Source organism: Vibrio sp. Vb0937 (assembly GCF_033338855.1).
This window is the reverse complement of record NZ_JAWOTK010000001.1, coordinates 355,972-378,433: the sequence shown is the minus strand read 5'-3', so window position 1 is coordinate 378,433 and position 22,462 is coordinate 355,972. Positions and strand designations below refer to the sequence as shown.

General features: G+C 45.5%; 24 protein-coding genes. 6 read left to right on the top strand and 18 right to left on the bottom strand.

From position 1 onward, the window contains the following. Nucleotides 1–449: 449 nt before the first annotated feature. The gene (locus tag R7P67_RS01735) at nt 450–965 is read left to right on the top strand and encodes a superoxide dismutase family protein (RefSeq protein ID WP_213903429.1); all 516 of its coding nucleotides are present in this window, start codon (nt 450–452) and stop codon (nt 963–965) included. Between the two features lie 27 nt (nt 966–992). Here R7P67_RS01735 and R7P67_RS01730 read toward each other — a convergent pair whose 3' ends face one another. The 4 genes from R7P67_RS01730 to R7P67_RS01715 all read right to left on the bottom strand — a co-directional run bounded on the left by R7P67_RS01730 (nt 993) and on the right by R7P67_RS01715 (nt 4,736). Continuing rightward, nucleotides 993–2,366, bottom strand: a complete 1,374-nt coding sequence (locus R7P67_RS01730; RefSeq protein ID WP_064354929.1) for a sensor histidine kinase — start codon at nt 2,364–2,366, stop codon at nt 993–995. Nucleotides 2,367–2,469: 103 nt separating this feature from the next. Continuing rightward, nucleotides 2,470–3,201, bottom strand: a complete 732-nt coding sequence (locus R7P67_RS01725) for a response regulator transcription factor (RefSeq protein WP_239939113.1) — start codon at nt 3,199–3,201, stop codon at nt 2,470–2,472. Between the two features lie 146 nt (nt 3,202–3,347). After that, nucleotides 3,348–4,043 (bottom strand): spondin domain-containing protein, encoded by a 696-nt coding sequence (locus R7P67_RS01720; RefSeq protein WP_005443001.1) that lies wholly within the window; start codon nt 4,041–4,043, stop codon nt 3,348–3,350. A gap of 9 nt (nt 4,044–4,052) precedes the next feature. After that, nucleotides 4,053–4,736, bottom strand: coding sequence for a spondin domain-containing protein (locus R7P67_RS01715; RefSeq protein ID WP_151515308.1), 684 nt, complete (start codon nt 4,734–4,736; stop codon nt 4,053–4,055). Between the two features lie 288 nt (nt 4,737–5,024). Between R7P67_RS01715 and R7P67_RS01710 the strand changes: the two genes are divergently transcribed. The 3 genes from R7P67_RS01710 (at nt 5,025) to R7P67_RS01700 (ending at nt 6,900) form a co-directional block, all read left to right on the top strand. Then, nucleotides 5,025–5,498, top strand: a complete 474-nt coding sequence (locus R7P67_RS01710; protein WP_239939114.1) for a hypothetical protein — start codon at nt 5,025–5,027, stop codon at nt 5,496–5,498. A 77-nt stretch (nt 5,499–5,575) separates the two neighbouring features. Further along, on the top strand, nt 5,576–6,505 hold the full coding sequence (locus R7P67_RS01705; protein WP_042601221.1) for a LysR family transcriptional regulator: 930 nt from the start codon (nt 5,576–5,578) through the stop codon (nt 6,503–6,505). An 11-nt stretch (nt 6,506–6,516) separates the two neighbouring features. After that, on the top strand, nt 6,517–6,900 hold the full coding sequence (locus tag R7P67_RS01700; protein WP_054824245.1) for a VOC family protein: 384 nt from the start codon (nt 6,517–6,519) through the stop codon (nt 6,898–6,900). 51 nt (nt 6,901–6,951) lie between these two features. On the opposite strand, the gene R7P67_RS01695 is transcribed toward R7P67_RS01700, so the two are convergent. The 6 genes from R7P67_RS01695 to R7P67_RS01670 all read right to left on the bottom strand — a co-directional run bounded on the left by R7P67_RS01695 (nt 6,952) and on the right by R7P67_RS01670 (nt 12,237). Next, nucleotides 6,952–8,391 (bottom strand): PepSY-associated TM helix domain-containing protein, encoded by a 1,440-nt coding sequence (locus R7P67_RS01695; protein WP_262653270.1) that lies wholly within the window; start codon nt 8,389–8,391, stop codon nt 6,952–6,954. A 415-nt stretch (nt 8,392–8,806) separates the two neighbouring features. Beyond that, nucleotides 8,807–9,166, bottom strand: coding sequence for a hypothetical protein (locus R7P67_RS01690; RefSeq protein WP_080276971.1), 360 nt, complete (start codon nt 9,164–9,166; stop codon nt 8,807–8,809). Nucleotides 9,167–9,385: 219 nt separating this feature from the next. Then, a complete protein-coding gene (locus R7P67_RS01685; protein ID WP_021035869.1) occupies nt 9,386–9,775 on the bottom strand; it encodes a cytochrome b562 in 390 nt (129 codons plus the stop codon). A 156-nt stretch (nt 9,776–9,931) separates the two neighbouring features. Further along, the gene (locus R7P67_RS01680; RefSeq protein ID WP_005375066.1) at nt 9,932–10,684 is read right to left on the bottom strand and encodes a phosphatase; all 753 of its coding nucleotides are present in this window, start codon (nt 10,682–10,684) and stop codon (nt 9,932–9,934) included. 83 nt (nt 10,685–10,767) lie between these two features. Further along, complete coding sequence (locus R7P67_RS01675) at nt 10,768–11,214, bottom strand: SRPBCC family protein (RefSeq protein ID WP_005375065.1); 447 nt, start codon at nt 11,212–11,214, stop codon at nt 10,768–10,770. 99 nt (nt 11,215–11,313) lie between these two features. Beyond that, the gene (locus R7P67_RS01670; protein WP_053307934.1) at nt 11,314–12,237 is read right to left on the bottom strand and encodes a DMT family transporter; all 924 of its coding nucleotides are present in this window, start codon (nt 12,235–12,237) and stop codon (nt 11,314–11,316) included. Nucleotides 12,238–12,365: 128 nt separating this feature from the next. Here R7P67_RS01670 and R7P67_RS01665 point away from each other — a divergent pair, with 128 nt between their 5' ends. Both R7P67_RS01665 and R7P67_RS01660 read left to right on the top strand, forming a co-directional pair. Beyond that, complete coding sequence (locus R7P67_RS01665; protein ID WP_262653268.1) at nt 12,366–13,259, top strand: LysR substrate-binding domain-containing protein; 894 nt, start codon at nt 12,366–12,368, stop codon at nt 13,257–13,259. Between the two features lie 73 nt (nt 13,260–13,332). Further along, on the top strand, nt 13,333–14,391 hold the full coding sequence (locus R7P67_RS01660; protein ID WP_158155482.1) for a S1 family peptidase: 1,059 nt from the start codon (nt 13,333–13,335) through the stop codon (nt 14,389–14,391). A 16-nt stretch (nt 14,392–14,407) separates the two neighbouring features. Here R7P67_RS01660 and fliJ read toward each other — a convergent pair whose 3' ends face one another. Genes fliJ through R7P67_RS01620 form a run of 8 tightly spaced genes read right to left on the bottom strand, consistent with a single transcriptional unit; the run spans nt 14,408 to nt 22,431 of the window. After that, entirely contained in the window at nt 14,408–14,848 is a 441-nt protein-coding gene (gene fliJ, locus R7P67_RS01655) for a flagellar export protein FliJ (protein ID WP_005384016.1), read from the bottom strand. 24 nt (nt 14,849–14,872) lie between these two features. Then, nucleotides 14,873–16,219 (bottom strand): flagellar protein export ATPase FliI, encoded by a 1,347-nt coding sequence (gene fliI, locus R7P67_RS01650; protein WP_005375057.1) that lies wholly within the window; start codon nt 16,217–16,219, stop codon nt 14,873–14,875. Continuing rightward, nucleotides 16,212–16,967, bottom strand: a complete 756-nt coding sequence (fliH, locus tag R7P67_RS01645; RefSeq protein ID WP_005375050.1) for a flagellar assembly protein FliH — start codon at nt 16,965–16,967, stop codon at nt 16,212–16,214. Before fliH ends, fliI begins: the two co-directional genes overlap by 8 nt. A gap of 4 nt (nt 16,968–16,971) precedes the next feature. Further along, a complete protein-coding gene (locus tag R7P67_RS01640; protein WP_213875863.1) occupies nt 16,972–17,985 on the bottom strand; it encodes a flagellar motor switch protein FliG in 1,014 nt (337 codons plus the stop codon). Then, nucleotides 17,954–19,705 carry a flagellar basal-body MS-ring/collar protein FliF gene (gene fliF / locus R7P67_RS01635; RefSeq protein ID WP_005384024.1) on the bottom strand — a complete coding sequence of 584 codons (1,752 nt, stop codon included), beginning with the start codon at nt 19,703–19,705 and terminating at the stop codon, nt 17,954–17,956. The genes R7P67_RS01640 and fliF overlap by 32 nt, the downstream gene beginning before the upstream one ends. Before the next feature lie 3 nt (nt 19,706–19,708). Beyond that, entirely contained in the window at nt 19,709–20,065 is a 357-nt protein-coding gene (gene fliE, locus R7P67_RS01630) for a flagellar hook-basal body complex protein FliE (protein ID WP_213986945.1), read from the bottom strand. A 15-nt stretch (nt 20,066–20,080) separates the two neighbouring features. Continuing rightward, nucleotides 20,081–21,412, bottom strand: a complete 1,332-nt coding sequence (locus R7P67_RS01625) for a sigma-54 interaction domain-containing protein (protein WP_031778880.1) — start codon at nt 21,410–21,412, stop codon at nt 20,081–20,083. Beyond that, nucleotides 21,412–22,431 (bottom strand): OmpA family protein, encoded by a 1,020-nt coding sequence (locus R7P67_RS01620; protein WP_213964058.1) that lies wholly within the window; start codon nt 22,429–22,431, stop codon nt 21,412–21,414. The genes R7P67_RS01625 and R7P67_RS01620 overlap by 1 nt, the downstream gene beginning before the upstream one ends. Nucleotides 22,432–22,462: the final 31 nt, after the last annotated feature.

The window sequence follows — 22,462 nt, the reverse complement described above, 5'->3', positions numbered from 1 at the left end:
TTTAATTTTTTCCTCTGCCATTAAGTGACTTTAGTTCCAATTTTTTATCTTATTTGATGATATAAGCAACAGTTTGACCACAAATCTATAAACAACAATGTTCACATTAATATATTCGTTAATTTGACTATTCTTTATTGCGGACAATTCCACCAAATTCTTTATAAAACAATTATGAGCTTTGTTATAAAGTCATTAAAAATTTAACTTTGCGTTAATTTAAAAATATTCAGGCTATTTTAAGATTGGCGTCTATTCTTTTTATATCTTAACGATCTCAACATGTTAAGACTAAATAAAAGAAAGCTGATTTCGGATCGAGATATCAGTTTAAGACCATAAAGTGATACACATCACTCTATGACATAAACTCACCGCTCAACAGGCATAAGTAAAACAGGTTTTCACTAATATGTGCTTGAGCGTACACCATAAAAGAAGGAGGTCCCATGTTAAAAGGATTGCTATGCATTTCAGTTGCATCCGCTCTTGTCGCCGCCCCTAACGCGCTAGCAAAAACGGTAGAAATGACTGCTCTCAACACCAATGAGAGCGCTGGTACCATTGAGATTTCACAAAGTGATTATGGCGTTGTTTTTACGCCTCAATTATCAGGTTTGTCAGCAGGTGTGCACGGTTTCCATGTTCACACTAATCCATCTTGCGATAGCATAGAAAAGGATGACAAAACCGTATTAGGCGGCGCAGCAGGTGGCCATTATGATCCTAACAACACAGGGAAGCATGGCTATCCTTGGACCGATGACAATCATTTAGGCGACTTGCCTCCACTCTATGTGGACATGGACGGCAATACCAATCAGCCCGTTGTCGCGCCTCGCCTAAAATTATCGGATTTAAAAGGTCGAGCGTTAATGATCCATGCAGGTGGTGACAATCACTCCGATCACCCAAGTAAGCTAGGTGGTGGCGGCGCTCGCGTCGTATGTGGTGTTATTGAATAAACATTAACTTATGTCTCACACTTCTCTTTAGATTGCGAGAAGTGTGAACTTCTGTTGATACTGAGAGGAGGTTGCATTGGTCTCAAGGTAGCTGTGGTGAAGCATTAAGATCGATTGAACAATCTTCGTCCCGATCCCCAAAGAACCGCCCTCCGCTTCTTCCTCGATGTGATTGACGAAGGTAAAGTGGATACGCGACTTATCCTCACTCAAATGTGCTTGGCAATGCACTTCCGAGCCGATTGGGCTGTGGCGCAATGCATTTTCAAGCAGGTTCAATACCAACCGCTCCAATAGCCCCTTGTCACCCACGGTTTGGATTTCGCTATCGATATCCACTTTCAACACCACTTCTTTACGAGAAAACTGGCTCTGCATCGTTTCGGCACATTCTGCCATCAACGCGCCAAGATCTACGGGGCGGTACTCGTAGTTTGGCATTGGAGCTTCTTTGCGCGCGGCGTCTAACAAAGAATGCAATTGAGTTGAGAGCTTCTCACAATTTCGAAAAGCAACGTCAATCAAAGGATCGGATTCCGGATGTTGCAAACGCCACGTTTCCAAATAGCCCAGCACGCTCGATAACGGCGTTTTTAAATCATGACTAAGCTGCAACAAGCTTTGACGACGATGAGACGATTGATACTCCAACTGTAAAAACTGCTGCTGAATGTGCTTCGCCATCATCTGATAAGAGTGCGCAATCGGCACAAGCTCTGGCACTTGGTGAGTAAAATCAGGTTGCAGGCGGAAATCATGTTCAGCTTGCTGTTGAAGTTGCTTGGTCACGCGCTCAATTGGGTTCAATAGGCTACGTTTGACCAGTACATAAGCTCCAAGAGCAAAGCCTAAAATGGACACTAAGACCAATCCTGCCAGCGCGATGTAAGGAGTATCGACTTGAGCATTGGCAATGGCGTCATGTCGGGTACTACCAATCACCACATAGAGATAACCGACCGTAGAGCCTAATTCCTCTATCGCTGCGACAGAAAAGACTTTGTGTTCACCACGATTACGTGGGTCTTCACCCAAAATAGGAAAAGGCTGGTCATTTAAGAATTGCTTAATGGGATTGAGATCCACCGCTCCCATGATCTCCGCTCCTTCTGGTGCTGCATGGGTGGTGATATTGCCTTGGCTATCGAGGAAGTAGATTTCAAAATCAGGGCCAATCAGCATGAGCGTGTGAAAGATCGACTTAAGTGCTTTAGGGTTGTAATCCGTCCCGATCATCAGCGGATTATCGTCACGCATATGGCTTGCCAGCTCTTTATGTAGGCTTTGCTTAGTGCGTAGCTCAATGGTTTCTTTTTGCCAATTGTAAGTTAGTGCAATCACCACCGCCGCGAGGCAGAACCACAAGCTAGTAAATACTACCAAGCGAGATTTGAAGCTCATCCTATCGCCTCCTTAAACAGCGATGTTTTTGAAACACCCGTGATGATTGAAAAATGACGGTGAAAACAACTGCCGACTTACTGTCTTGGCTTACTTCCGTGCATTAGTGTCTTGGCTGAAACTTATACCCAACACCCCACACGGTTTGAATGAAGTGATGATCAGAATCAGACAAAGACAACTTGCTGCGTAAACGGTTTATGGTGCTACACACCGTATGGTGATAACCAGAATGACTCGTGTTCCAAACGTGATCGAGCAATTCATCTTTACTGTAGACTCTGCCCGGACGAGTCGCGAGAAACTGCAGCAAAGTAAACTCTGTCGCGGTGAGCGTGACATCCTTGTCGTTTAAGGATACTTGGTGCAACTCCGGAATGATTCTCAGCGGGCCAAAATCCATCGCGTCATCGAGGACTTCATCTGCCACCTTTGCTTCAGCGGTTTGGCTGACTCTGCGCAGCACGTTTCGCACTCGTGCTTGGAATTCTAATACGCTAAATGGCTTAGTGATGTAGTCATCAACACCCGCTTCTAAACCGTCAACCTTGTCCATTTCACCGTCTCTGGCTGTCAGCATGAGCACTGGGCTCCAATCTTGTTGCTGACGCAAATAATGGCAGATATCTAGACCATCACCATCTGGTAAACCTCGGTCAAGGATCAATAAATCAAAGGGTTGTTGCTGATATTGCGCTTTAGCATCGGCGACATTTGTGGCTCGCGATACTTGGTGTCCTTGAAACTTGAGATGCATCTGAACCAGTTCTGCCAAATCATCGTCATCTTCCACCAACAAGATGTTCGCGACTAAATTGATTACCTGTTGTTCCATGGTCCTTTCCTTGCCTTCGAGTATCCTCACTTTGCACATGACCGGAACAAATTAGAAATTCTTTCAAAAAAGGTTCCGATGACGCCATGAGGGATAAAGCGCTCGGCTACAAGCGCTTTGGAAAGGAGACGTCATCGGAGCCTGTGTTACTCGACTCGAGTGATGGTGACTTTCGCACCTGGGTTCAAGAAACGATGGTTCGCAGAGAGTGCTGAGTTTGCTAATCCATCATCTTGGCTAACAACACCCGCATGGAATGCAACAACGTCACTGCTGTCATTACGAGCGGCATTGAAACCCTCACCGCCACCTGCTGGGCCCGGAATGGTTGCAGCAAGTTCATCGTTTAGCTCTGTACCGGAATCCCAAACGTTCATGCTCATCTCATAGCTTTCACCTACTGCGAGCGATTTGAGCGATAACCCCGTTTCGCCAACAAAGGCATCATTGGTATTCACAAACATAGACGCCACAGACAAGTAACCGTAACGACTAGGGTCAACCGTGATGGTGACTTCGTCCGATGCGCCAGGCAACACCAATCCATTGCCCGAAATACCTTGGTAAACACTGTCATTGCTGTTCATCAACTCAATCAGCTCAGCGTTACTACCGCCTTCGGCAAGATGCTCAAGTTCAACAGATGCCGCTTGTCCAATTTCAAACAGTTGGTAGTCACCATTGTGAGTGAGTACCGCGAGCGGAGACATAGGTTGATTCGCAGTCAAGTTCGCCACGTTGACGGTGTAGCGGTACGATTTCACTACGTCATTATCATCATCGCTTGGACAACCGGCGAGCAAGCCGACTGAAGCTGCTACTAGTAAGATTCTGTATTTCATACATCCCCCTTACTTCACAACGATTGTGATGGTTGCGACTGGGTTTAACCAACGATGGCTACTGCTGTCTAGGTCACTGATGCCGCCAGATGGGTCGCTATCACCAAGGTTACCCGGATGCACGTGAACTTTGTCGTTAGTTACCGTTGCTTCAACGCCTGTGCCGCCAGTACCAAAGGTAATGAAAGGTGGGTTTGGCATGCTAGACGCAAGCTCATCGTTCGCTTCTGTACCAGCATCGTAACTTCTTAGCGTTGCTCGGTATGTACCCGCTTCCGTTGGAATCTTCCAGCTATCTAGACCGACGAAACCGTCATTGGTTGGCAGCAGCATCGCGCTCAAAGAAAGATAACCGTGGTCGCCACTGTCCAAGGTGAAGGTGGTTGCAACACCCGGATTCAAAATGCCACCAGCAGGATTCTCAACCACCGCACCACCAGCGTTACCAATCACACTAGCAAGACCAGAGATATCACCGCCTTCTGCCATTGCTTCTAGTTCTGGCGTTGCTGCTTGACCCGTTCTGAACATTTGAAGATCAGAACCATGTGCAGCGACAATAAGTGGCGTAAAGTAGATGCCTTTGGTTGCGTTTGTCACGGTGATTTCCAATTCCGCCGCATTCACTGATGCAGAGCCTAGTGCCATAGCGACTGAAGTCATGACGAGTCCGAGTTGGGTACGTTTTTTCATTGTGATTCCATCCTTTAATGAGGGTTGAACTACCCAAGCCCATGTATACGGCTTTACTTCTTTGTTCGTGACTTGAGTAGGTTAAGCATTACGTTTCGAACGTTTTGCGTTCTTGCCTCTAAGAATGACGAGCAAATCTATCAGCAACTTCATCGAATTCTCATAAAATTCTCACAAGTTCTGTTCGAATTCTGTCAGCAGCACTTTTTTACTCTTAATCAGGTGTTTACACTTCGCGCTTTCCCCTCCTACAATGCGGTATTCCCTGTTTAAATCACGATTCTCACCATGATTCATAACGTTCTGTCTGCCTACTATGGCGAAATCTACGGCATCGCTTTTTTCAACCACTACTTGAGCCATTACGCCCAAAGTGAACAACAAACGCTGTGGCAAACCTTGATTGAAGTGGAAGAACTCACCGCAGAAAAGCTCAAACCTGTACTGCTGACAAATGGCATGGATATAGAAAGTCGACACCAAGAGATGTTTGATAAAGGCTTGGCAGATGCAACCAAGTGGATTGGTTTACCATGGCAAGAGTTGGTGGCGACTCTTCTAAAGTGGGTAGAACCTTATGAGGTTAAGTATCGAGAGTGGCATGAAGAAGTGAAAGCTTCACAGCAGTATTCAATCGCTGAGCGAGATGCTATCGAGTTGATTACAGACCACGAAACGGCCATTTATCACTGTTGGCAGCAATACCATACTGGTGAATCTGGCTTGCCTGCACTCAAAGCATTTTTGGCAAAATATCGTTAAAGCGAGACGGTGACACTTGAACCTCGTGAAACCGTACCAGACAATATCGTTATTCCGCTGCGCAGAACTGAACAATTATGGTTAATCCAAAACTCATAGCCCTACTTCCTGATCTTGCTTCGTTTATCTTGGTGGTAAACGAAGGCAGTTTTACCGCTGCTGCTAAACAACTCGGCGTAACGCCATCGGCTTTAAGTAAGTTGATCACACGATTAGAGCAAGCCCTCTCGGTGAAACTGTTTGAGCGCACGACTCGTAAGTTGATCATTACTCAAGCTGGGCAAAAGGTTTACGACCAAAGCATCGCAATGGTGAATGCCGCGCAGCAAGCCGTTGAGCTATCAGCGGAAGATCATGCCGAGCCAACAGGCGCACTCACAGTGGCAGCCCCTGAAGCATTTCTTAATTCGGTGCTTCAACCGTTTGTGTTGCCATTCCTAGAACGTTATCCAAATATACAGCTTAAGCTGCGTGCAGCAGATGGTGAGATTGATCTTTTCCGCCAAGGTATTGATGTCGCATTTAAGCTCACCGACAAACCCGATGAAAATCTGGTACTCAAAGAGATCAGCAAGACCAACCTTGTTTTGTGTGCCTCTCCAGATTATCTCACTAAACACGGTATGCCTGAGCACCCAACCGAGCTTGAGCAACACGACTGCATTTATCTTGCCGAGAACGACAAAGACAACATCTGGTCATTCTTTAAAGAAGAAGCGTTCCACTCCATTGCCGTGAGTGGACGCTACGCCGTCAACCATTCTCAAATGCGCTTAAACGGGGTTAAGTCTGGCTTGGGAATTGGGATCTTCCATGACTTCGTGATCAAAGACGCGTTAGAGCAAGGAGAAGTGGTGGAGGTTCTGCCGGATTGGATGATCAAGAGTAACTACCATGGCGCTATCGCGATGCAGTATGCGCAAACCAAATACATGCCCGCTCGTCTGCGTGTGTTTATCGACTTCGTTAAGGAGCATTTAGTCTCCGAGGATACTAACCATGCTTGAAGAGGCTAACCATGTTTAATGCCATTCATCACGTCGCGATCATTTGCAGCGACTACCCAAGGTCAAAACGCTTTTACACTGAAGTGTTGGGATTGAAAGTCATTGCTGAAAACTATCGTGAAGCCAGAGACTCCTACAAGCTTGACCTCGCTTTACCTGACGGTAGCCAAGTGGAACTGTTTAGCTTTCCGAGCGCACCAGAGAGACCGAGCTTTCCTGAAGCACAAGGGCTGCGACATCTCGCGTTTTTGGTTGATGATGTTGAACAGGTGAAAGCCTACCTAGAATCGAATGACGTTGAAGTTGAGCCAATTCGTATTGACGAATTCACAGGCAAAGCATTTACCTTCTTCCAAGATCCAGATGGCTTGCCACTGGAGATTTACCAGAAATAAAAAGAGCCAGCACGTCGCTGGCTCTTTTACTATTCCATTCTTTGTCTGTTACTAATTCAACGCTGTTTTCAGCTTCTCAACGCGGTTGAACAACAGCCAATCCAGTGCGAGAACCGTAACAATCGCTAAACCGCCCATCGGAAACGCCAGACACAATATCACCAACGTTACTAAACCAAGTTTCCAAATGCCGTCTTGCTGAAACTTAGGTGGCGCGCCCAATACGGCACTGCGACTTGGTCTACGAATCCACCACATCACCACACCTGTGATTGAGATTAAGATGAACGCCAAACAGAACGCTACGTTGAGTACTTTGTTAAGCACACTGACATCACCTTGATGCAGTGACACACCTGCCGCCATGAACTTGGCAAATAGGCTGTAATCTTGCCACGTTACATCCACCAGCAAACGACCGGAATATTGGTCAAAGTGGCTGGTGCGATCTTGTCTTGGGTCGGAGATATCGCCACCCATGGAGTTAGCTGCAACAGTGTAAACGCCCGTCTCAGAGCGTGGCAAAAACAGCTTATAGCCAGTGAAGCCCATCATTTCAGCTTTGAGGACAATATCATCAATGGAGAGCGCATCATGGTTGCCTGCGTATGCCATATCTTCCTTCATATTGGCATGATCATGAGCGGGTTTGTCTTTCGATTCAGGCACAGCAGCAAGCTCTAAGTTCCATGGCATCTCTTCTGATGCACCATGATTCAGGTCTTTGTGTGTCAGTGTCGACTCTGGTTTCTCACCCCATGTGTAATAGGTTGGGAAGGTATTCCAAGCTTGCACCATTTTCGCGCCCCATATCCCAGCCCAAGACAGACCTGAAATCAAAAAGAACAACAGAACAATTGATAGCACACCACCTAAATTCGCATGCAGATCTCGCATCAAAATACGAGTTCCACTGCCAAAACGAATTTTCAAAAAGCCAGCACGGCTTGCGTTGTCTCTTGGTAACCACAGGTACAAACCAGACACCAACAGTAAAATGCCTAAACTGGCGGCGATTTCAATTAAACGGTCGCCTAAGTCTCCGATGAGCAACGTACCGTGAATGCTGTTCATCAGTTCATAGATGCTATCACCACGATTAATGGTGCCTTGTACGTCTCCTGTATAAGGATTTACTGCAACAATCAGTGAGCTGCCTTCTTGGTTTTGAATCGAGAAGCGGTTGGCAATATCGGCCGTTTTAGCAGGTACAAATTGAGTGACATTAAAATCGGGGTAGGCCTGCTTTACGGTTTCTAATTGTACAGAGACGGGAACCATTTGCTCTTGTGGTGAAACTTGTAATGTCGCTTCGTATCGAGCCAATTCGATTTCGTCATCAAACAACATCACCAACCCCGTGAGGGAAAGCATGAGCATAAATGGAATGACGAACAAACCTGCGTAAAAGTGCCATCGCCACGTCATAAAGTAGATGGATTTTAAGCGTGAGGCTTCCTTGAGTTGAGGCTTTGCCGAGTTTCTCAACATGTGTATTTTCCTTTTTTCATTGTTGAACACCCAAATTCAGTCAAACGCATCCTGCACATACACATTCGTATGCGGCGCTAATTGACTTAGATTTGGGAGTACCACTGCTCGAAGTGGCAGTGTTGTTGGCTATATACCCAAGTGACTGCAAGATGCTGGATTCAGAGCGTTGTCATTGATTCGAGTGCAAAGAAAACAACGCTGTGTAATAGACAACTCTTTCCAAGTTGTTTGAAGCAGCAATCGGAGCAATGACACGCTCCCGAAGGGCGAGTTGTCTTGGCTTGTATACTTTGTTGTCGATATCTTGATTTAGACCCACTAGACCTTTAAATCGCCGCCGCGTCTACAAACCAAGTCATTCTCGCTAAACCAAGCATCTCGAGGTTACTTGGGTATCGTGTAATTGTTTTTGTTATGAGAAAAGGGAAACTGGCGGCGCTCTAGGAACTGGTGTTTCAAATCGCACACTTAGAGCCAAATAAGCGTAGCTGTCAGAAGTCACCAAGCTCTGTCTTGAAAGTATCGGTGTCGTTGGAAGTGTATCGTGATGAAAAGTCGAGAAGTGGCTAAACGGACAAGGCTTGCCTTTGTGGCTGACCGAATTGTCGCCCTCTTCTATTTGGACCAACTCAAATCCGTTAAGCGTACATAGCGTCGCCCACACGCCCATGCTGTTACCATGAGCATTGATAACAGGCATCAGTGTCACTAGCACCCAACTGAGAGCACTAGCAAATAACATCGAGCGGTAAAAAGGAATTAATCTACGCATAACGGTGACTTAACAAATTTCACACAGCGTAACCAATTTTGAGTGATAGCTCAAAAAACAGTATCAATAAGTGGTTGCTACCTCACAGGTTTTCTTGAATGCATCGATTGACAGGCGCAAAAAAGCCCGCCGAAATGGCAGGCTGATAATGTGTTCATTCATTACTTAGAGATAACGCGTAACCCACTGCCACGAGCAAATGCTCCGCTCAGTAGATAATTAGCCGAACAACTTGCTCCAAATGCTTGGATTGCGCTTGTCGTGGTACTCTTCACGAAGACTATCGATTTCACGCAGTTGAGCTTTTGCTTCTTGTAGCTTGCCCGCATCAAGATCCGCTTCAATCTTATCTAGCGTTACCGTCAGCTTGTTAAAGCCTTCTAAGTAAGTATCAAACTTCTCTGGTGGGTAATTACCACGCTTAGATTGTTCAACAATCGCTTGCAAGCTATCAATCGCAGATTTCATGGTTTCAACATCAGACGCTTCCGCCGCCTGTTTGAATTCCATCTTCATCTGTTTCATGTTTTGTTTTAAATCAACCGCTTCTGCCATTGCGTATGTTGAGCCAAACGCAATCGCACACCCTAGGACTAAAGGACGTAACATTTTTCACTTCTCCATTTATAGTGCCGAATTCTGTGTCGGCTTTATTCACCCAAATAACCTACGCCATAAGAGGCGAAAAACTAGCTTAGTTGAGTATTTCCGGGTCGCAGTGTAAAGCAATCTGGCGTCGGGTGCATACCTTAAATGTAATCAAGTTTATGCGTTGAGAATGCTGTCATATTCTGCAATTGGTTTACGGCCTCTCAAAGCTAAGAAAGACAAAAACTGCTGAGCGGTGTGAGTAATCACTTTCTTGCTATCAATACCCACTTTGTCCATTAACTCTCCAACCAAATCCAGATTACCAACATCGTGACAGAAATGCGCGTCACTGCCCGTGGTGAAGAAAACACCGAGATCTTTCCCGATTTGTGCAATCTCGTGGCAACGGTCTACGCTGCCTACTCGGCTGTTGCCTTTCAGCGTGGTGTTATTAATTTCAATCGCGACATTGTGCTCTTTCGCGCACGCTAAAACGGTCTGAAAATCAAAGTCGAAATTTGGATTACCAAGATGACCGAGCGCATCAATACGACCACTCTGAATGACATTAACAAGTGCTTCCGTGTGAGTTTGCTTGTTTGCAGGACGAAAAACGGGTTCATGAAAACTCGCGATCACCCAATCTAAGTTGCGGTCTACACTCAGCGGAATATCAATGTCGCCTTCGGTATTCATAATGTTAGATTCAACGCCGCGAATAATCGCAACGCCTTCAAGAAAGCGAGGCAGAATTTTCTGGTTAGAGAAGAACCAGTAATGAGGCGCACCCGGCATTGATTCTGCGTGATCGGTCGTGCAGAACATATCCAGCCCGTTCTCTTTTGCCAACTTTGCATTTTCAATCAAGGTACTGTACGCGTGACCACTGGCGTACGTATGTGTATGGGTATCAACTTTAAATTCCATCATCCACTCTCTAAGGTGCGCTATCTTGCGTGCTATTGTATACCTTCAGGCAACGCATCGTCAGCCCAAGATAAGCAAGAACCCTAAGCTTGCTCTTCACTAATGGCTTTTATCAAGGGTAAGGCTTTTTCCCATCCGTGATTAAACATGGAAACAAAGTCATTGTGAGTATGAATGGTAACATTGAGTAGTAAACGATCGTTGTTGGTATCGATCTGGTAGATCTCTCGCGATCCGATCCACCTAGATGCTAGGTCAGCATCGAGTTGTTGACGATTATCCGGATTAAAAATGGCAACATGATGAAATTCAAGTTTTTGAAGCGGTAGCACCGTATCTATGATCGCCCTTGTCCCGCCCATATCTGGATCAAAAAAAGTGATGCCACCTCCTTCTTCCCAAGCTCCTTCAAATTGAGACTGCGGTGAAAATGCTTGTGCCCAACGTTTATACAACTCAACATCGGTTAGCACTTCCCACACTCGTTGCGGTGTCGCCGAAATTTCGACGTAATAATTTAGCGTAAGCATGATTTCTCTCCCTGAACCTTTCTTGACGCTAGCCCATACTCAGGAAAAATCAAACCACACGACCAATTTATCTACCTGCCCCCTTCATTTTCCGACAGACTAAGAAGTTCTCGCTTGTAAACCGCCACTGCGATGCGCCGTAAAGCGAACCCAACATGTGTTCAGTATGATTGCGAGCACTATTAAACTCATCCCAACAATTTGACTTTGACTCATTCGGTCTTCAAAAAACAGGCTCTGCCAAACCGCAGTGAACAATAAGTTAGTAAAAATGAGTGGCGCAAGTTGAGAGCCACTGCTTGCCAGTTTATATGCTTTGGAGCGAAAAACTTGGGTGTTAATGATCATCAGAGACATCATACCGATCCACAGCGTATTTGAAGAAATCTCAGGCGCCATAACACTCATATTAAGTAACGCGTCGAAGTCATTAAACAAAGTTAGCGGCAACAGAAATACGGCAGCAAAACCAAACGCCCAAAAGTTGATTTCTAGCGGCGACATATTTGTTTTACTCACTTTATATAACGTAAGCTGAGAACCAGAATTGAAGAGTCCACCAGCCAAGCCGAGCAATAAATCCGCTCGCCAAGTAATCTCACTTCCACCGCCCGCCAACATAACCACACCAGTGAACGCCATTGCTAAAGCCGCCAATGTTGAAACACGAATGCGCCCCCTCATGAACAGCTTTTCAACCAAGGGAATAAATAATGGGCCAGTAGCAAACAACACAACCCCTTCAACGAGCGTTAACGTTTGTAATGACGCGATAAAGCAAAGTTGTGACAAACCGATACAAAGAGCACGCAATAAAATAGGCTTTAGCGTACCCGCTTTAGGAAAGGTAAGGTTTTTCACACGAAGTAAGATAAGCAAGATAAGCGCAGGCACCAAAAAACGTAAGAAGCTAAATAGTGTGACGGAAAGTTCGCCTGACAACTGCTTTGCTAACAGTCCAGTAACAGATAAGCTTAACGTAGACATCAACATGAAAAGGATAGATTTATTTACAGCATTCATTCAATACTCCTTAATATATGGAGCATTTTAAAAGACATCACTTATCGTAAATAGCGAGTAATATTAACCATTGATGTAAGAAAAACTTACAGTTTAACTTATCTATCACCAGCTACGGTTTTTAAATTATGCGGAAACTAGTCCCCTTAAAGTCCATCTACGTATTTGTTGCAGTAGCTGAGTCTGGCAGCATGACAGAAGCAGCACAGATATTAAGTGTGAGCCACTCAGCCGTAAGTCAGGCAATTAAATCGCTGGAGAGTCAAGTCAACAAGCCTCTATTTGATCGCATAGGCAGACAAGTTCAACTCAACGCGGACGGTAAAAAGTATTACAGGAAGGTGGCACCCGCTTTAGAGCAAATTGTCGATGCAACGGAAGCACTCATCCAAGATCAGAACTTGCAGCGTGTTACGCTCAATATGGTGAATTCATTGGCTCTTCACTGGTGGATTCCTCGAATGTCAGATTTACAAGGGTTTGCTCCTCAATTAGACGTTCGTTTATCAAACCTGTCTGGCAGATTCAATTTAGAACAAGAAGGTATCGACGCGGCCTTGGTGCATGGAAATCCCGAAGAATGGCAGGATTACTACTGCGAAAAGCTCAGTGAAGATGAACTGGTTTTGGTGTGCAGTCCTGAATTGATAGCGAAGACAAAGGACTCAAACATCACTCAACTCTTAAAGCAATATCCCATCATTGAAGTTACTAACGAGCGAAGAAAAAATGACTGGAACGTGTGGCAGGACGCGACGGGTATCCAGCGACCTAAAAATAAAAAACCAATCACTTTTAACATGTCGATACAAGCCGTCCAGGCCACAACTCGTCGTTTGGGGTTATTGGTCACTCATCGCTTGTTTGTGAAGGATGACATCAAATATGGTCAGCTAATCGAGCTGGGTGAACCCGTCATTAATCCTCATCAACAGCTTTACTTTGTATGCCCGCCACACAAGCTAAAGCTTGAATCGTTTCATCTGTTGCGATCTTGGCTACAACAATCATTCAACTATTAGAAACTTTTGTTAAGCACATTCACTGAAAAACTAGTATAAAGTTAGAGGAGCACTTTTCATCCAAGGATGGTTTATGAAGCAGTATCAAATATGGCTAAGCGCACTCTGTTTTGCAGTATCTTTGAGTGCGACCGCAGAAGCAGAAAATGATAACCGCCTTTCAGAACAAGGGATCTCCACGGCAATTATTGGAGGGCAGCAGGCGACCCAAAACCAACTTCCTTTTTTTGCACGTCTTATTCTACATAAAACTGGCGCTAATCAGTTTGCCAATATTTGTGGGGGAACCATTGTAAACGACCGTTTCATTTTAACTGCGGCTCACTGCGTAGAACCAAGCGTTTTCACTGACGGGTGGACAATCAACGATCTACGAGTGCTAGTCAAAAACCCTACGATGAATGACGTGTTTGTTGAAGAATTCAAAGATGTTCGCTCTATCACGATTCATCCTGATTATGTGCCTAGCGATTTATGGATTAATGACATCGCTGTCCTTGAATTGACTCGCCCTATTACCGATAACGTTCAATCCATCACTTTACCGCAAGACTTTGGAGACTACAGCAGCAAGACGGTTTATCAGATATTCGGTTTAGGTCAGACCTCGACTAGTGATGAAAACGGGCCAAACTATTTACGCTGGGCAGAAGTAAAACCCCTTACCGACACCCAATGCGCTTCGCTGGTAACAGGGTTTAATGCTCAGGAAAGTTTGTGCGCGAATGGATTTCCTGAGCGAAGCTACACTGGTATCTGCCGCGGTGACTCAGGCGGTCCTCTCACTTATCAAGACAATAATGGCATGTATCAGCAAATCGGTATTGTTAGCTATGGTTCTTCTGTTTGTGAATCTGCTGCGATTCCGAGTGTGTTTACTGAGGTTCTAAATTATACAACGTGGATTGAAGCCCAAACCAGTTCGGGAGTGAAAACTCGTTATAACCCCCTCTTAGCAAGTACAGAAGATTATCATAGTGAAGGCGATTCCGGCTTTGAACCAGAAGATACTAACACGTCGGGCTTTGACGATAACGGCAGCGGCGGCGGCGGTGCTCTCGGATCAGGGTTGATCATGCTTGGAGGCTGGTTTGGTTGGCTAAGACACCGCAGAAATGATTCGCGCTCCTAGTTGCGTCAACAAGACATCATAATATCTTGCGCTTAACGCGAGAGTTAATGATGTCTTCAATCATCTTTTGCTCTTTTTTCGCTTTTTCATAGTTCTGCTTAGTACGCCAACGCTCAAGCACTTTTTCTAACCCTTGAACGCGTGCGTGCTTGTGTTCTAGTGTTTTCTGTACAGATGCACATTCCGCTTGCATAACGGCTTGCTCTTGCTCGTGGTGACGAAGCATTCTTTGTAGCATTTGGTCAACACGATTAAAGTTCATCAAAGCCGCGCTCGTCAGCGTCGGGCCGGTTCGGGTTGATTGTCCAGCGTGGCCTTTCAACGCCGATAACTGTTCCAATTGCATTGAAAGATGGGAGTGACGCTGACGCATGGCATCAAGTTGTTGACCCACACGATCACGCTGTTTTTCTTCCATTTGCTGTAACTTGCCTACGGCTTTTAACTTGGATTTCATTTCAGCCTTGTCACTCCCATTTGATTAAGCACTTTGAAAAAGCTGCGCGAGCTCGGTCAAACTGGTTGGGTAATCTACAGACTCATTGGCAGCTTGTTGTAGATATGCACGCAAGTTTGGATACATAGCAACAGATTGATCTAACTCAGGATCTTGTCCTGGTTGATACCCCCCTAATGGCAGTAACTCTTTAACCTGAAGGTAGTTGGAGTACATTTGACGGAAGTTATTCGCAATCGTGCTGTGTGCGTCCTGCGTACAAGTATTCATACAACGGCTAATAGACGCGTTGATATCTATCGCGGGATAATGCCCTTGCTCAGCCAGTTGACGCGATAAAACGACATGCCCATCTAAGATGGCGCGCGCGGAATCCACGACAGGATCTTGTTGGTCGTCCCCTTCTGCCAATACGGTATAAATTGCCGTTAAGCTACCATGTTGATTTTCACTGTTACCCGCTCGCTCTAGGAGTTGAGGTAACACGCTGAAGACAGAAGGCGGATAACCACGAGAAGCTGGAGGCTCACCGAGCGAAAGAGCGATTTCGCGCTGTGCCATGGCGTATCGGGTTAGAGAATCCATCAGAAGTAGAACGTCTTTGCCTTGGTCTCGGAAATACTCTGAAACGCGATGACAAAGTAGTGTCGCTCTTAACCTCATTAGCGGGGATTCATCAGCAGGAGCCGCGATAATGATCGCTTTCTTGCGCGCTTCTGGGGTTAAGTTTCTCTCGATGAACTCACGTACTTCTCTGCCTCGCTCACCGATAAGCCCGACCACAATTACATCGGCCTCCGTGTTTTTGGTGATCATCCCCATTAACACACTTTTACCGACGCCACTGCCAGCCATCAAACCAATACGTTGGCCTTTGCCTACCGTCAATAGTCCATTAATCGCTCGCACGCCTACATTGAGTGGTGTATCAACTGGGCGTCGCTTCAGTGGGTTAATCGGTTTTGGTTCAAGTGAAACTCGATCTCCCCCCTTAAGCGGTGCCCCATCATCTAACGGCTCACCTAAACCATTCAGTACGCGTCCTAACCACTGAGAGCTTAGCTGTACGGTACTGTCACCATCAAGAGGGATGACTTTTGCACCTGCAAACAGACCGCCTAAACGGCGGATAGGCATGAGGTAAGCAATAGTGTGTTCAAAGCCCACAACTTGCGCTTCGATCATATCGCCTTCCGCGGTTTCTACGAGACAACGCTGCTCAAGCTTAAACCGACACCCTACGGCTTGTAACATTAAGCCGTTTACTTTTATCAATCGCCCTGTTACGCGAGCAACAGGGATTGAATCAAGCGAAGCCAAGGCTTCGCTCAAACGCTCACTTAATAGTTCATGGCTTAGGGTATTACTCATGCTCAGACTCTACCTGTGGAATACTGACTTCATCCAAAAGGTGTTGCTTTACATTGTCCATACAGGCTTCCAAACGAGAGTCGCAGCTCGCATCCGCTTCTGCGTCATCAGTCACTAACTGACAGCCACCAATAGGAAGCTCCGTATTAGGGACCAGTTTCCAAGATTGCGGCAAATCAGCATTGATGTGAGTAATGCGCTCTAAATCTTGCGGATTTAAATGCACAGTTACTGTTTCCGCTTTACCAGGCATGGCAGACAATGTCTCGTCCACCAAAGCTAGGATCTGCTGAGGCATTAAAGTGAGCTCGGCACGAATCACTTGCTGAGCTACCTTTTGTACCAGTTCACAAATCATATGGCGTTGTTGCTGTTCTTTTTCATCTTGCCAACGAGAAAGGGCGTGAAAAAGTTCATTGACAGGCTTCGCCGCCTCCAAAAAGCCTTGCTTTCCAGACTGCTCACCGGAAACAAAGCCTTTTTGGAAACCTTCTTTTTGGCCTTCCAACAGACCTTGTTGCTTGCCCTGTTCGATACCTTGGCGTAAGCCTTCCTCATGTCCTTGTTGCAAACCTTGTTGAAAACCTTCTTCAAGTTGCTGTTGGATATCTATTTGAGGTTCTTGCCAGCCTTGGTTATCTAGCCCGAATTCGTCTTCGATAGTCTTAGGTTGCGCTAAAGGCGGAAAACGGTGTAAACGATACCCGCTCGGAGGCAATCGCATAGTACTTGATTTTGTCTCTAGCATGACCTTACTCCACCGTTGGCTCTTCATAGAGAAGCAGCTGAACTTCACCAGATTCATCCAGCTCACGTACCATTTGCATGATGTCTTGACGTGCTTTTTGAACTCGACTTAACGCAACAGCGCCGCGTGCGTCCATGTCATCTTCTAGCGCTTTCACCATACGTTGCGGCATTGAACGCTTAATAGCTTGCTGTAAGGTAATATCGGAACCTTTTAGCGCGACTGCCCACAACTCTAGCGGGATTTGCTGCACCAACATGTCCATGGTTTCTTCGCGTTGTCGGCCAAGAACCATAAAGTCGAACATGTTTTCTTCGATTGCATTAACAACATCTTCATCATGCAACTTCAGCATTTCCATCAATGAACCACGGTCACCTTCAAAGCGGTTAATGATATCTGCTGCTTGCTTAACACCTGATAACGGCGTGCTTTGACTTGCGGATACTTTTTCGATGCAACGCTCAACGAGTTCATGCAAATCAATGGCAACTTGATGATCGATATCTTGCAATTGAGCAATACGGAACAAGATTTCGTCATGGTAATCTTGTGGCAAGTGCTTCAATACCGCTGAAGAGCTGTCCGCTGGCAAATACGCTAGAAAAATTGCTTGCATTTGTGGGTGCTCGTTCACAATGAAACGAGCGAGAGTTTCTGCTTCCACCCACTGTAAGCGCTGCATATTGTTGCGAATTTCATCGCCATATAGCGTATTCAATAACCCTTTTGCCAAATCGTTACCCAACGCTTTACGCAATGTATTAGATAGGTATTCCTTAGAGGCTCCTCGAATACCGCTGTGCTCACGGAAATCTTCGAAGAAAGCTTGAATAACACCACGAGCAGAATCGCTCTTAATGCCATTTAACTTCGCCATTGCACGAGTCACACGCTGGGTTTCATCACGGCTAAAGTGTTGCAAAACCTTTGCTGCGGCATCCTCGCCCATGCCTAATAGCACGAGCGCGGTTTGTTCAACATAACTAAGCGTCTGCTTTGATAGAACTGTGTTCATTGATGTTTACCCATTGTTTCAGTATTTCGGCTACGCGCTCTGGCTCTTCATTAGCAATAAGCTGTAGGTGTTTCAATTGAATTTCTAATGGCGAACCTGCTGGTGGTAGCATGTCGCTGTTTACATCTAAACCTGAAGAGGCTGAGATGCCTTTTTCAGATAGGCGGCGATCAAGTACTTCTTCATGCTCGCGTTCTTCACGCGTTTGCAAGTTTTCGTAGTCAGGTTCTTCCTGAGGCTCAGCAAAATTTAGCTCAGGCACAGGTTTATCAACGCCAGTTAGGTGCATGATTAATGGACGCAGTACGAAGAAGATCATCGCCAAGCCTAACAAGCCACCAATAACGTAGCGTATTGGCTGCTGTACTGTAGGGTCTTGCCACCACGGCAGTGCAGGAGGAGCATCAATTTCAATTGGGGTGAAGTTGAAACTCATTAAACTTAAGCTGTCACCACGTGTGGCAGAGATACCAACAGCATCCATGATCATGTTTGAGATTTGCTCTTTATCGGCTTCACTCCACGCCACACCATCTGGCGAAGCTTTGGAGTTCAACAGAACCGATACACTAAGCTTTTCTATTTGGCCTTGTTGGTATTGAGTACGACGAACACTGCTCCCTACAGCATATTGACGATTCACTTCAGATCGCGCATTCGTGTTTTGGCTGTCGTTCGTTTCCACTTCACCAGATCCTGTCACTGGCGGTTGGTTACTTAGAGAACCAGGAACACCCAACGCAATTTGATCAACCGAGTTGTTATGAATGGTGTGCTCATTACGCACAACCGGTGCGTTATCCAAAATTTCTTGTGTTTCTTCAACTTGGCTAAAGTCCAGATCGGCAGCGACTTGTACTCGGAAGTTACTCGGCCCCACAATCGGCGTAAGCATATCTGCTGCGCGTTGGATGATCTGTTTTTCAACACTCTTCTGGTATTCAAGATATTTCGCATTTACTTTACCAGCTTCCGCAGAAGCGACATCCGCACTAAGAAGACGGCCATACTGGTCAATGACAGAAACAAATTCTGGCTTCATTGCCGTGACACTGCCGACCACTAGGTTAATGATCGCTTCAACTTGTTCAGGCTTTAAGTCTTCACCAGGTTTGAGCTCAAGCATGACAGATGCTGAAGGATTCTCACTGTTTTGGCGGACGAATAGAGTTTGACGAGGTATTGCTAAATGAACACGCGCGTTCGCTACTGAGTTCAAAGACATGATAGTACGTACTAACTCACCTTCTAAACCATGACGATAACGCGCCGTTTCCATAAATTGGCTCGTACCAAGAGAGCTATCTTCCTTGAGCGAATCCAAACCTGTCGGCAGCTTAGCTTTAACACCTTTTGATGCAAGCAACATGCGCACCTTCGCAACCTCACCTTCTGGTACAAGAACTTGTCCATTTTGCTCTTGCATGCGGTAGCTTACGCCTTCGCTTTCTAATACCGACACAATTTCGCCGATATCAAAACGCTCTTGTTGGCTATATAGCGGACGAAAGCTCTGCGAGGAACTCCATAGTGCAACCACAATAATCGCTGCAACAATCGCAGCTAACACCGCAGATAGCACTAAGTTTCTCTGACTGCTAGACCAGATTTGCTTCAGCTTCGTTGTCACATCGTCCATGCCGTTGGCAGTAGAAAATGTCTGTGCTGTGCCGGTAGCCATAGCTGTGTTTCCGGCGACTTGGGGGGTTAGTTCTGACATGAATTACACCGGCATCTTCATAATATCTTCAAATGAGGTCACGACTTTGTTGCGCACTTGCATCAAAGCATTAAAGGACAAGCTGGCTTTTTGGCTCGCGACCATTGCACCAACTAGGTCATCACTTTTTCCTGTTTCTACGGCCGTCATTTTTTGACTAGCCACTGATTGATGTTGATTCACTGCATCCAACACATTTGTCATCGCTTGTGAGAACGATAAAGGTGCGTTTAGTGATTGTTGATCTAAAGGATTTGCACTCACGATAAACTCTGGCGGCTGCACTTGTGCCTGCATCGCCTGCATTTTTGACAACATAAGTTGCTCTGCCGAGACCGCATGAGTAGGTTGACTTGCCATCTATTTTTTCTCCTATTAGGCAGCCGAGCCTAGTGCCGACTGTAAATCAATACCATGTTCTCGCATTGCTGCGAGCTTGTAGCGTAGCGCTCGAGTAGAGACTCCAAGCGCGTTTGCGGTTTTCGTTCGGTTTCCACCAAACTGACGTAACTTTTCCAAAATAAACTGATATTCAGCTTGCTTCTTCGCTTCTACATGACCAAAACTTGAAGTTGGCTCTGCTGTAGGAACTGACGCGACAAGCTCAATAGGCAGCATCAGGTCATGGGCTGTAATGTAATCACCATGACGCATGACCAAAGCGCGTTGAATGACATTTTCCAACTCACGAATATTGCCCGGCCAGTGATACTGACTCAGCGCACTAATCGCATCTTGGGATAGGTGACAGCGGCTGCTATCTTGATACTTTTCAATAAAGAATTGGCTAATCGGTAGAATGTCCTCTTTTCTTTCACGCAAAGGCGGCCAGTGCAGAGGCAGCACATCTAATCGATAATAAAGATCTTCACGGAACGTGCCTTTTTGAACTTCCTCACGTAAGTCTTTGTTGGTTGCCGCAATAACACGAATATCGAGCTGAACGGCTTTATGGCTACCAACACGTTCTACTTCACGCTCTTGGAGGACGCGTAACAATTTAGCTTGAACCGCAGGTGACATTTCACCAATCTCGTCAAGCAGAATCGTCCCGCCATTTGCTTCTTCAAACTTACCGCTTTGAGAATTTGTCGCTCCGGTGAACGCGCCTTTTACATGACCGAATAGCACAGCCTCTAACATTGACTCTGGAATGGCGGCACAGTTAACCGCCACAAATGGACCATTGATACGCGGAGAGTGCTCATGCACATATCGCGCCAGCACTTCTTTACCCGTTCCCGATTCACCTGTAATAAGCACACTCGCGTTAGTACATGCTGCACGATGCGCCAATTGCAGAACTTGTTTGCTTCTCCAAGACTCCGCAACAATGTTGGCCATTGGCTTACCTAACGCTTCAACACGTTTAAGCAGATTAACCAACTGATTAGATTCAAATGGGCGTAATAGATAATCAGTAGCGCCCGCTTTCATCGTCTCAGCAGCCAAGATGCCTTGTTCTTGGTCGACAATCGCAATAACAACACCCGAATTTCGCTGCTTTTGGTGACACGCGACAAACTCACGAACACACATATCCGGCAGCGTAGAGCTCACTAAAGTGATTTCTGCTCGCTCTTCAAGCAAAGCGCCTCGACCAGTACGAGTGTGTTTCGCGGTGTAACCTGCATTTTGCAACACATCCAATACTGGTTGAGCAAGAGCTTCATTTGGCTCAACCAACAAAATTTTCGTTTTCGTCATCATTGAACCTTAACTTTCGTTTGTTGATTTTGTGATTGTAGATCTGGGTAGTGTTTCGTAGCCGTATACTCGTTGTCTCTCACTAAACGCAGGGTGACACGTCGGTTTTTTGCTTGGCCATTAACCGAGTTATTGCTGGCAATTGGGTAACGCGAACCATGAGCTCGTGTTTCGATCATCGACTCGTCGACCCCAAGCTCAATCAAAGCGTTGGTGACTTGCTCTGCTCGAGTACGTGACACAGAAAGGTTCGTTAAACTTGAACCAACGTTATCGGTGTGACCGTCGATGAGGATTTTGGTCACTCGATCATCCACAGATACATAGCTATACAGCGCTTCTAGTGTTGCTTTCTGTCCACGACTTAACGTCTTCTGACCAAACTCAAATGAGAGCGCCATATCCCTTGCCTCTGAAAAAGACAATTTAGGCAATCGCGCGCGACACGCATTAAATGATTTCAATGCGTTTTGAATTTGAAGAGTAGGAATCACAATCTCTGAAACAGAGGAAGCATTACTTCCTTTAAGTGACAGCGTCACCCAACTACCCAAAGCAATTGAATCCATGAATTCTTCAGCGCCTTTATTAAAGATGAAACGCTGAGACGGCTTAGTAAATTCAAGGGAGCCAAATTCTTTTCTATAAAGCTCATTACTCCAAGGAGCATTTTGAGTTGTTAAAGCAATCGTTTTCCATTTATTGTTTTCATATTCTATATCGGAAATAAAATAGAATTTATTATTAGGTTCCGCTAGGAAATAAAACTTCCCATAGTCATTATTTGATTGCAACAAGTTGCATTTGAATTTATTTCCCTCATATGTCCATTTAGAGAGGTCCATAGGGATTGTTAAGACTTCTTCTGAATATGACACTTTTGAAAAAATAAAACTGATAACAATAATTGTGTTACAAATTATCAAACGGACATGATTCATGTATATCTTACATTCCCATGACTTAAACCGTTTAATTAAATATGCCACCAAGCCGAGAGAACTGGCATAGCTAATCATTTTAATTACCTATTCTGAATATTAAAATTGG

Bases quoted from the DNA above. Each gene is read 5' to 3' on its own strand.
- R7P67_RS01670 (WP_053307934.1), bottom strand. From the start codon at position 12,237: ATGAATGCTGTAAATAAATCTATCCTTTTCATGTTGATGTCTACGTTA.
- fliH (WP_005375050.1), bottom strand. From the start codon at position 16,967: ATGCTAGAGACAAAATCAAGTACTATGCGATTGCCTCCGAGCGGGTAT.
- R7P67_RS01705 (WP_042601221.1), top strand. From the start codon at position 5,576: ATGGTTAATCCAAAACTCATAGCCCTACTTCCTGATCTTGCTTCGTTT.
- R7P67_RS01625 (WP_031778880.1), bottom strand. From the start codon at position 21,412: ATGACGAAAACGAAAATTTTGTTGGTTGAGCCAAATGAAGCTCTTGCT.
- R7P67_RS01700 (WP_054824245.1), top strand. From the start codon at position 6,517: ATGTTTAATGCCATTCATCACGTCGCGATCATTTGCAGCGACTACCCA.
- R7P67_RS01660 (WP_158155482.1), top strand. From the start codon at position 13,333: ATGAAGCAGTATCAAATATGGCTAAGCGCACTCTGTTTTGCAGTATCT.
- R7P67_RS01620 (WP_213964058.1), bottom strand. From the start codon at position 22,431: ATGATTAGCTATGCCAGTTCTCTCGGCTTGGTGGCATATTTAATTAAA.
- R7P67_RS01735 (WP_213903429.1), top strand. From the start codon at position 450: ATGTTAAAAGGATTGCTATGCATTTCAGTTGCATCCGCTCTTGTCGCC.
- R7P67_RS01720 (WP_005443001.1), bottom strand. From the start codon at position 4,043: ATGAAATACAGAATCTTACTAGTAGCAGCTTCAGTCGGCTTGCTCGCC.
- R7P67_RS01695 (WP_262653270.1), bottom strand. From the start codon at position 8,391: ATGTTGAGAAACTCGGCAAAGCCTCAACTCAAGGAAGCCTCACGCTTA.
- R7P67_RS01640 (WP_213875863.1), bottom strand. From the start codon at position 17,985: ATGAACACAGTTCTATCAAAGCAGACGCTTAGTTATGTTGAACAAACC.
- fliE (WP_213986945.1), bottom strand. From the start codon at position 20,065: ATGGCAAGTCAACCTACTCATGCGGTCTCGGCAGAGCAACTTATGTTG.
- R7P67_RS01690 (WP_080276971.1), bottom strand. From the start codon at position 9,166: ATGCGTAGATTAATTCCTTTTTACCGCTCGATGTTATTTGCTAGTGCT.
- R7P67_RS01680 (WP_005375066.1), bottom strand. From the start codon at position 10,684: ATGGAATTTAAAGTTGATACCCATACACATACGTACGCCAGTGGTCAC.
- fliJ (WP_005384016.1), bottom strand. From the start codon at position 14,848: ATGAAATCCAAGTTAAAAGCCGTAGGCAAGTTACAGCAAATGGAAGAA.
- fliI (WP_005375057.1), bottom strand. From the start codon at position 16,219: ATGAGTAATACCCTAAGCCATGAACTATTAAGTGAGCGTTTGAGCGAA.
- R7P67_RS01675 (WP_005375065.1), bottom strand. From the start codon at position 11,214: ATGCTTACGCTAAATTATTACGTCGAAATTTCGGCGACACCGCAACGA.
- R7P67_RS01665 (WP_262653268.1), top strand. From the start codon at position 12,366: ATGCGGAAACTAGTCCCCTTAAAGTCCATCTACGTATTTGTTGCAGTA.
- fliF (WP_005384024.1), bottom strand. From the start codon at position 19,705: ATGTCAGAACTAACCCCCCAAGTCGCCGGAAACACAGCTATGGCTACC.
- R7P67_RS01685 (WP_021035869.1), bottom strand. From the start codon at position 9,775: ATGTTACGTCCTTTAGTCCTAGGGTGTGCGATTGCGTTTGGCTCAACA.
- R7P67_RS01730 (WP_064354929.1), bottom strand. From the start codon at position 2,366: ATGAGCTTCAAATCTCGCTTGGTAGTATTTACTAGCTTGTGGTTCTGC.
- R7P67_RS01715 (WP_151515308.1), bottom strand. From the start codon at position 4,736: ATGAAAAAACGTACCCAACTCGGACTCGTCATGACTTCAGTCGCTATG.
- R7P67_RS01710 (WP_239939114.1), top strand. From the start codon at position 5,025: ATGATTCATAACGTTCTGTCTGCCTACTATGGCGAAATCTACGGCATC.
- R7P67_RS01725 (WP_239939113.1), bottom strand. From the start codon at position 3,201: ATGGAACAACAGGTAATCAATTTAGTCGCGAACATCTTGTTGGTGGAA.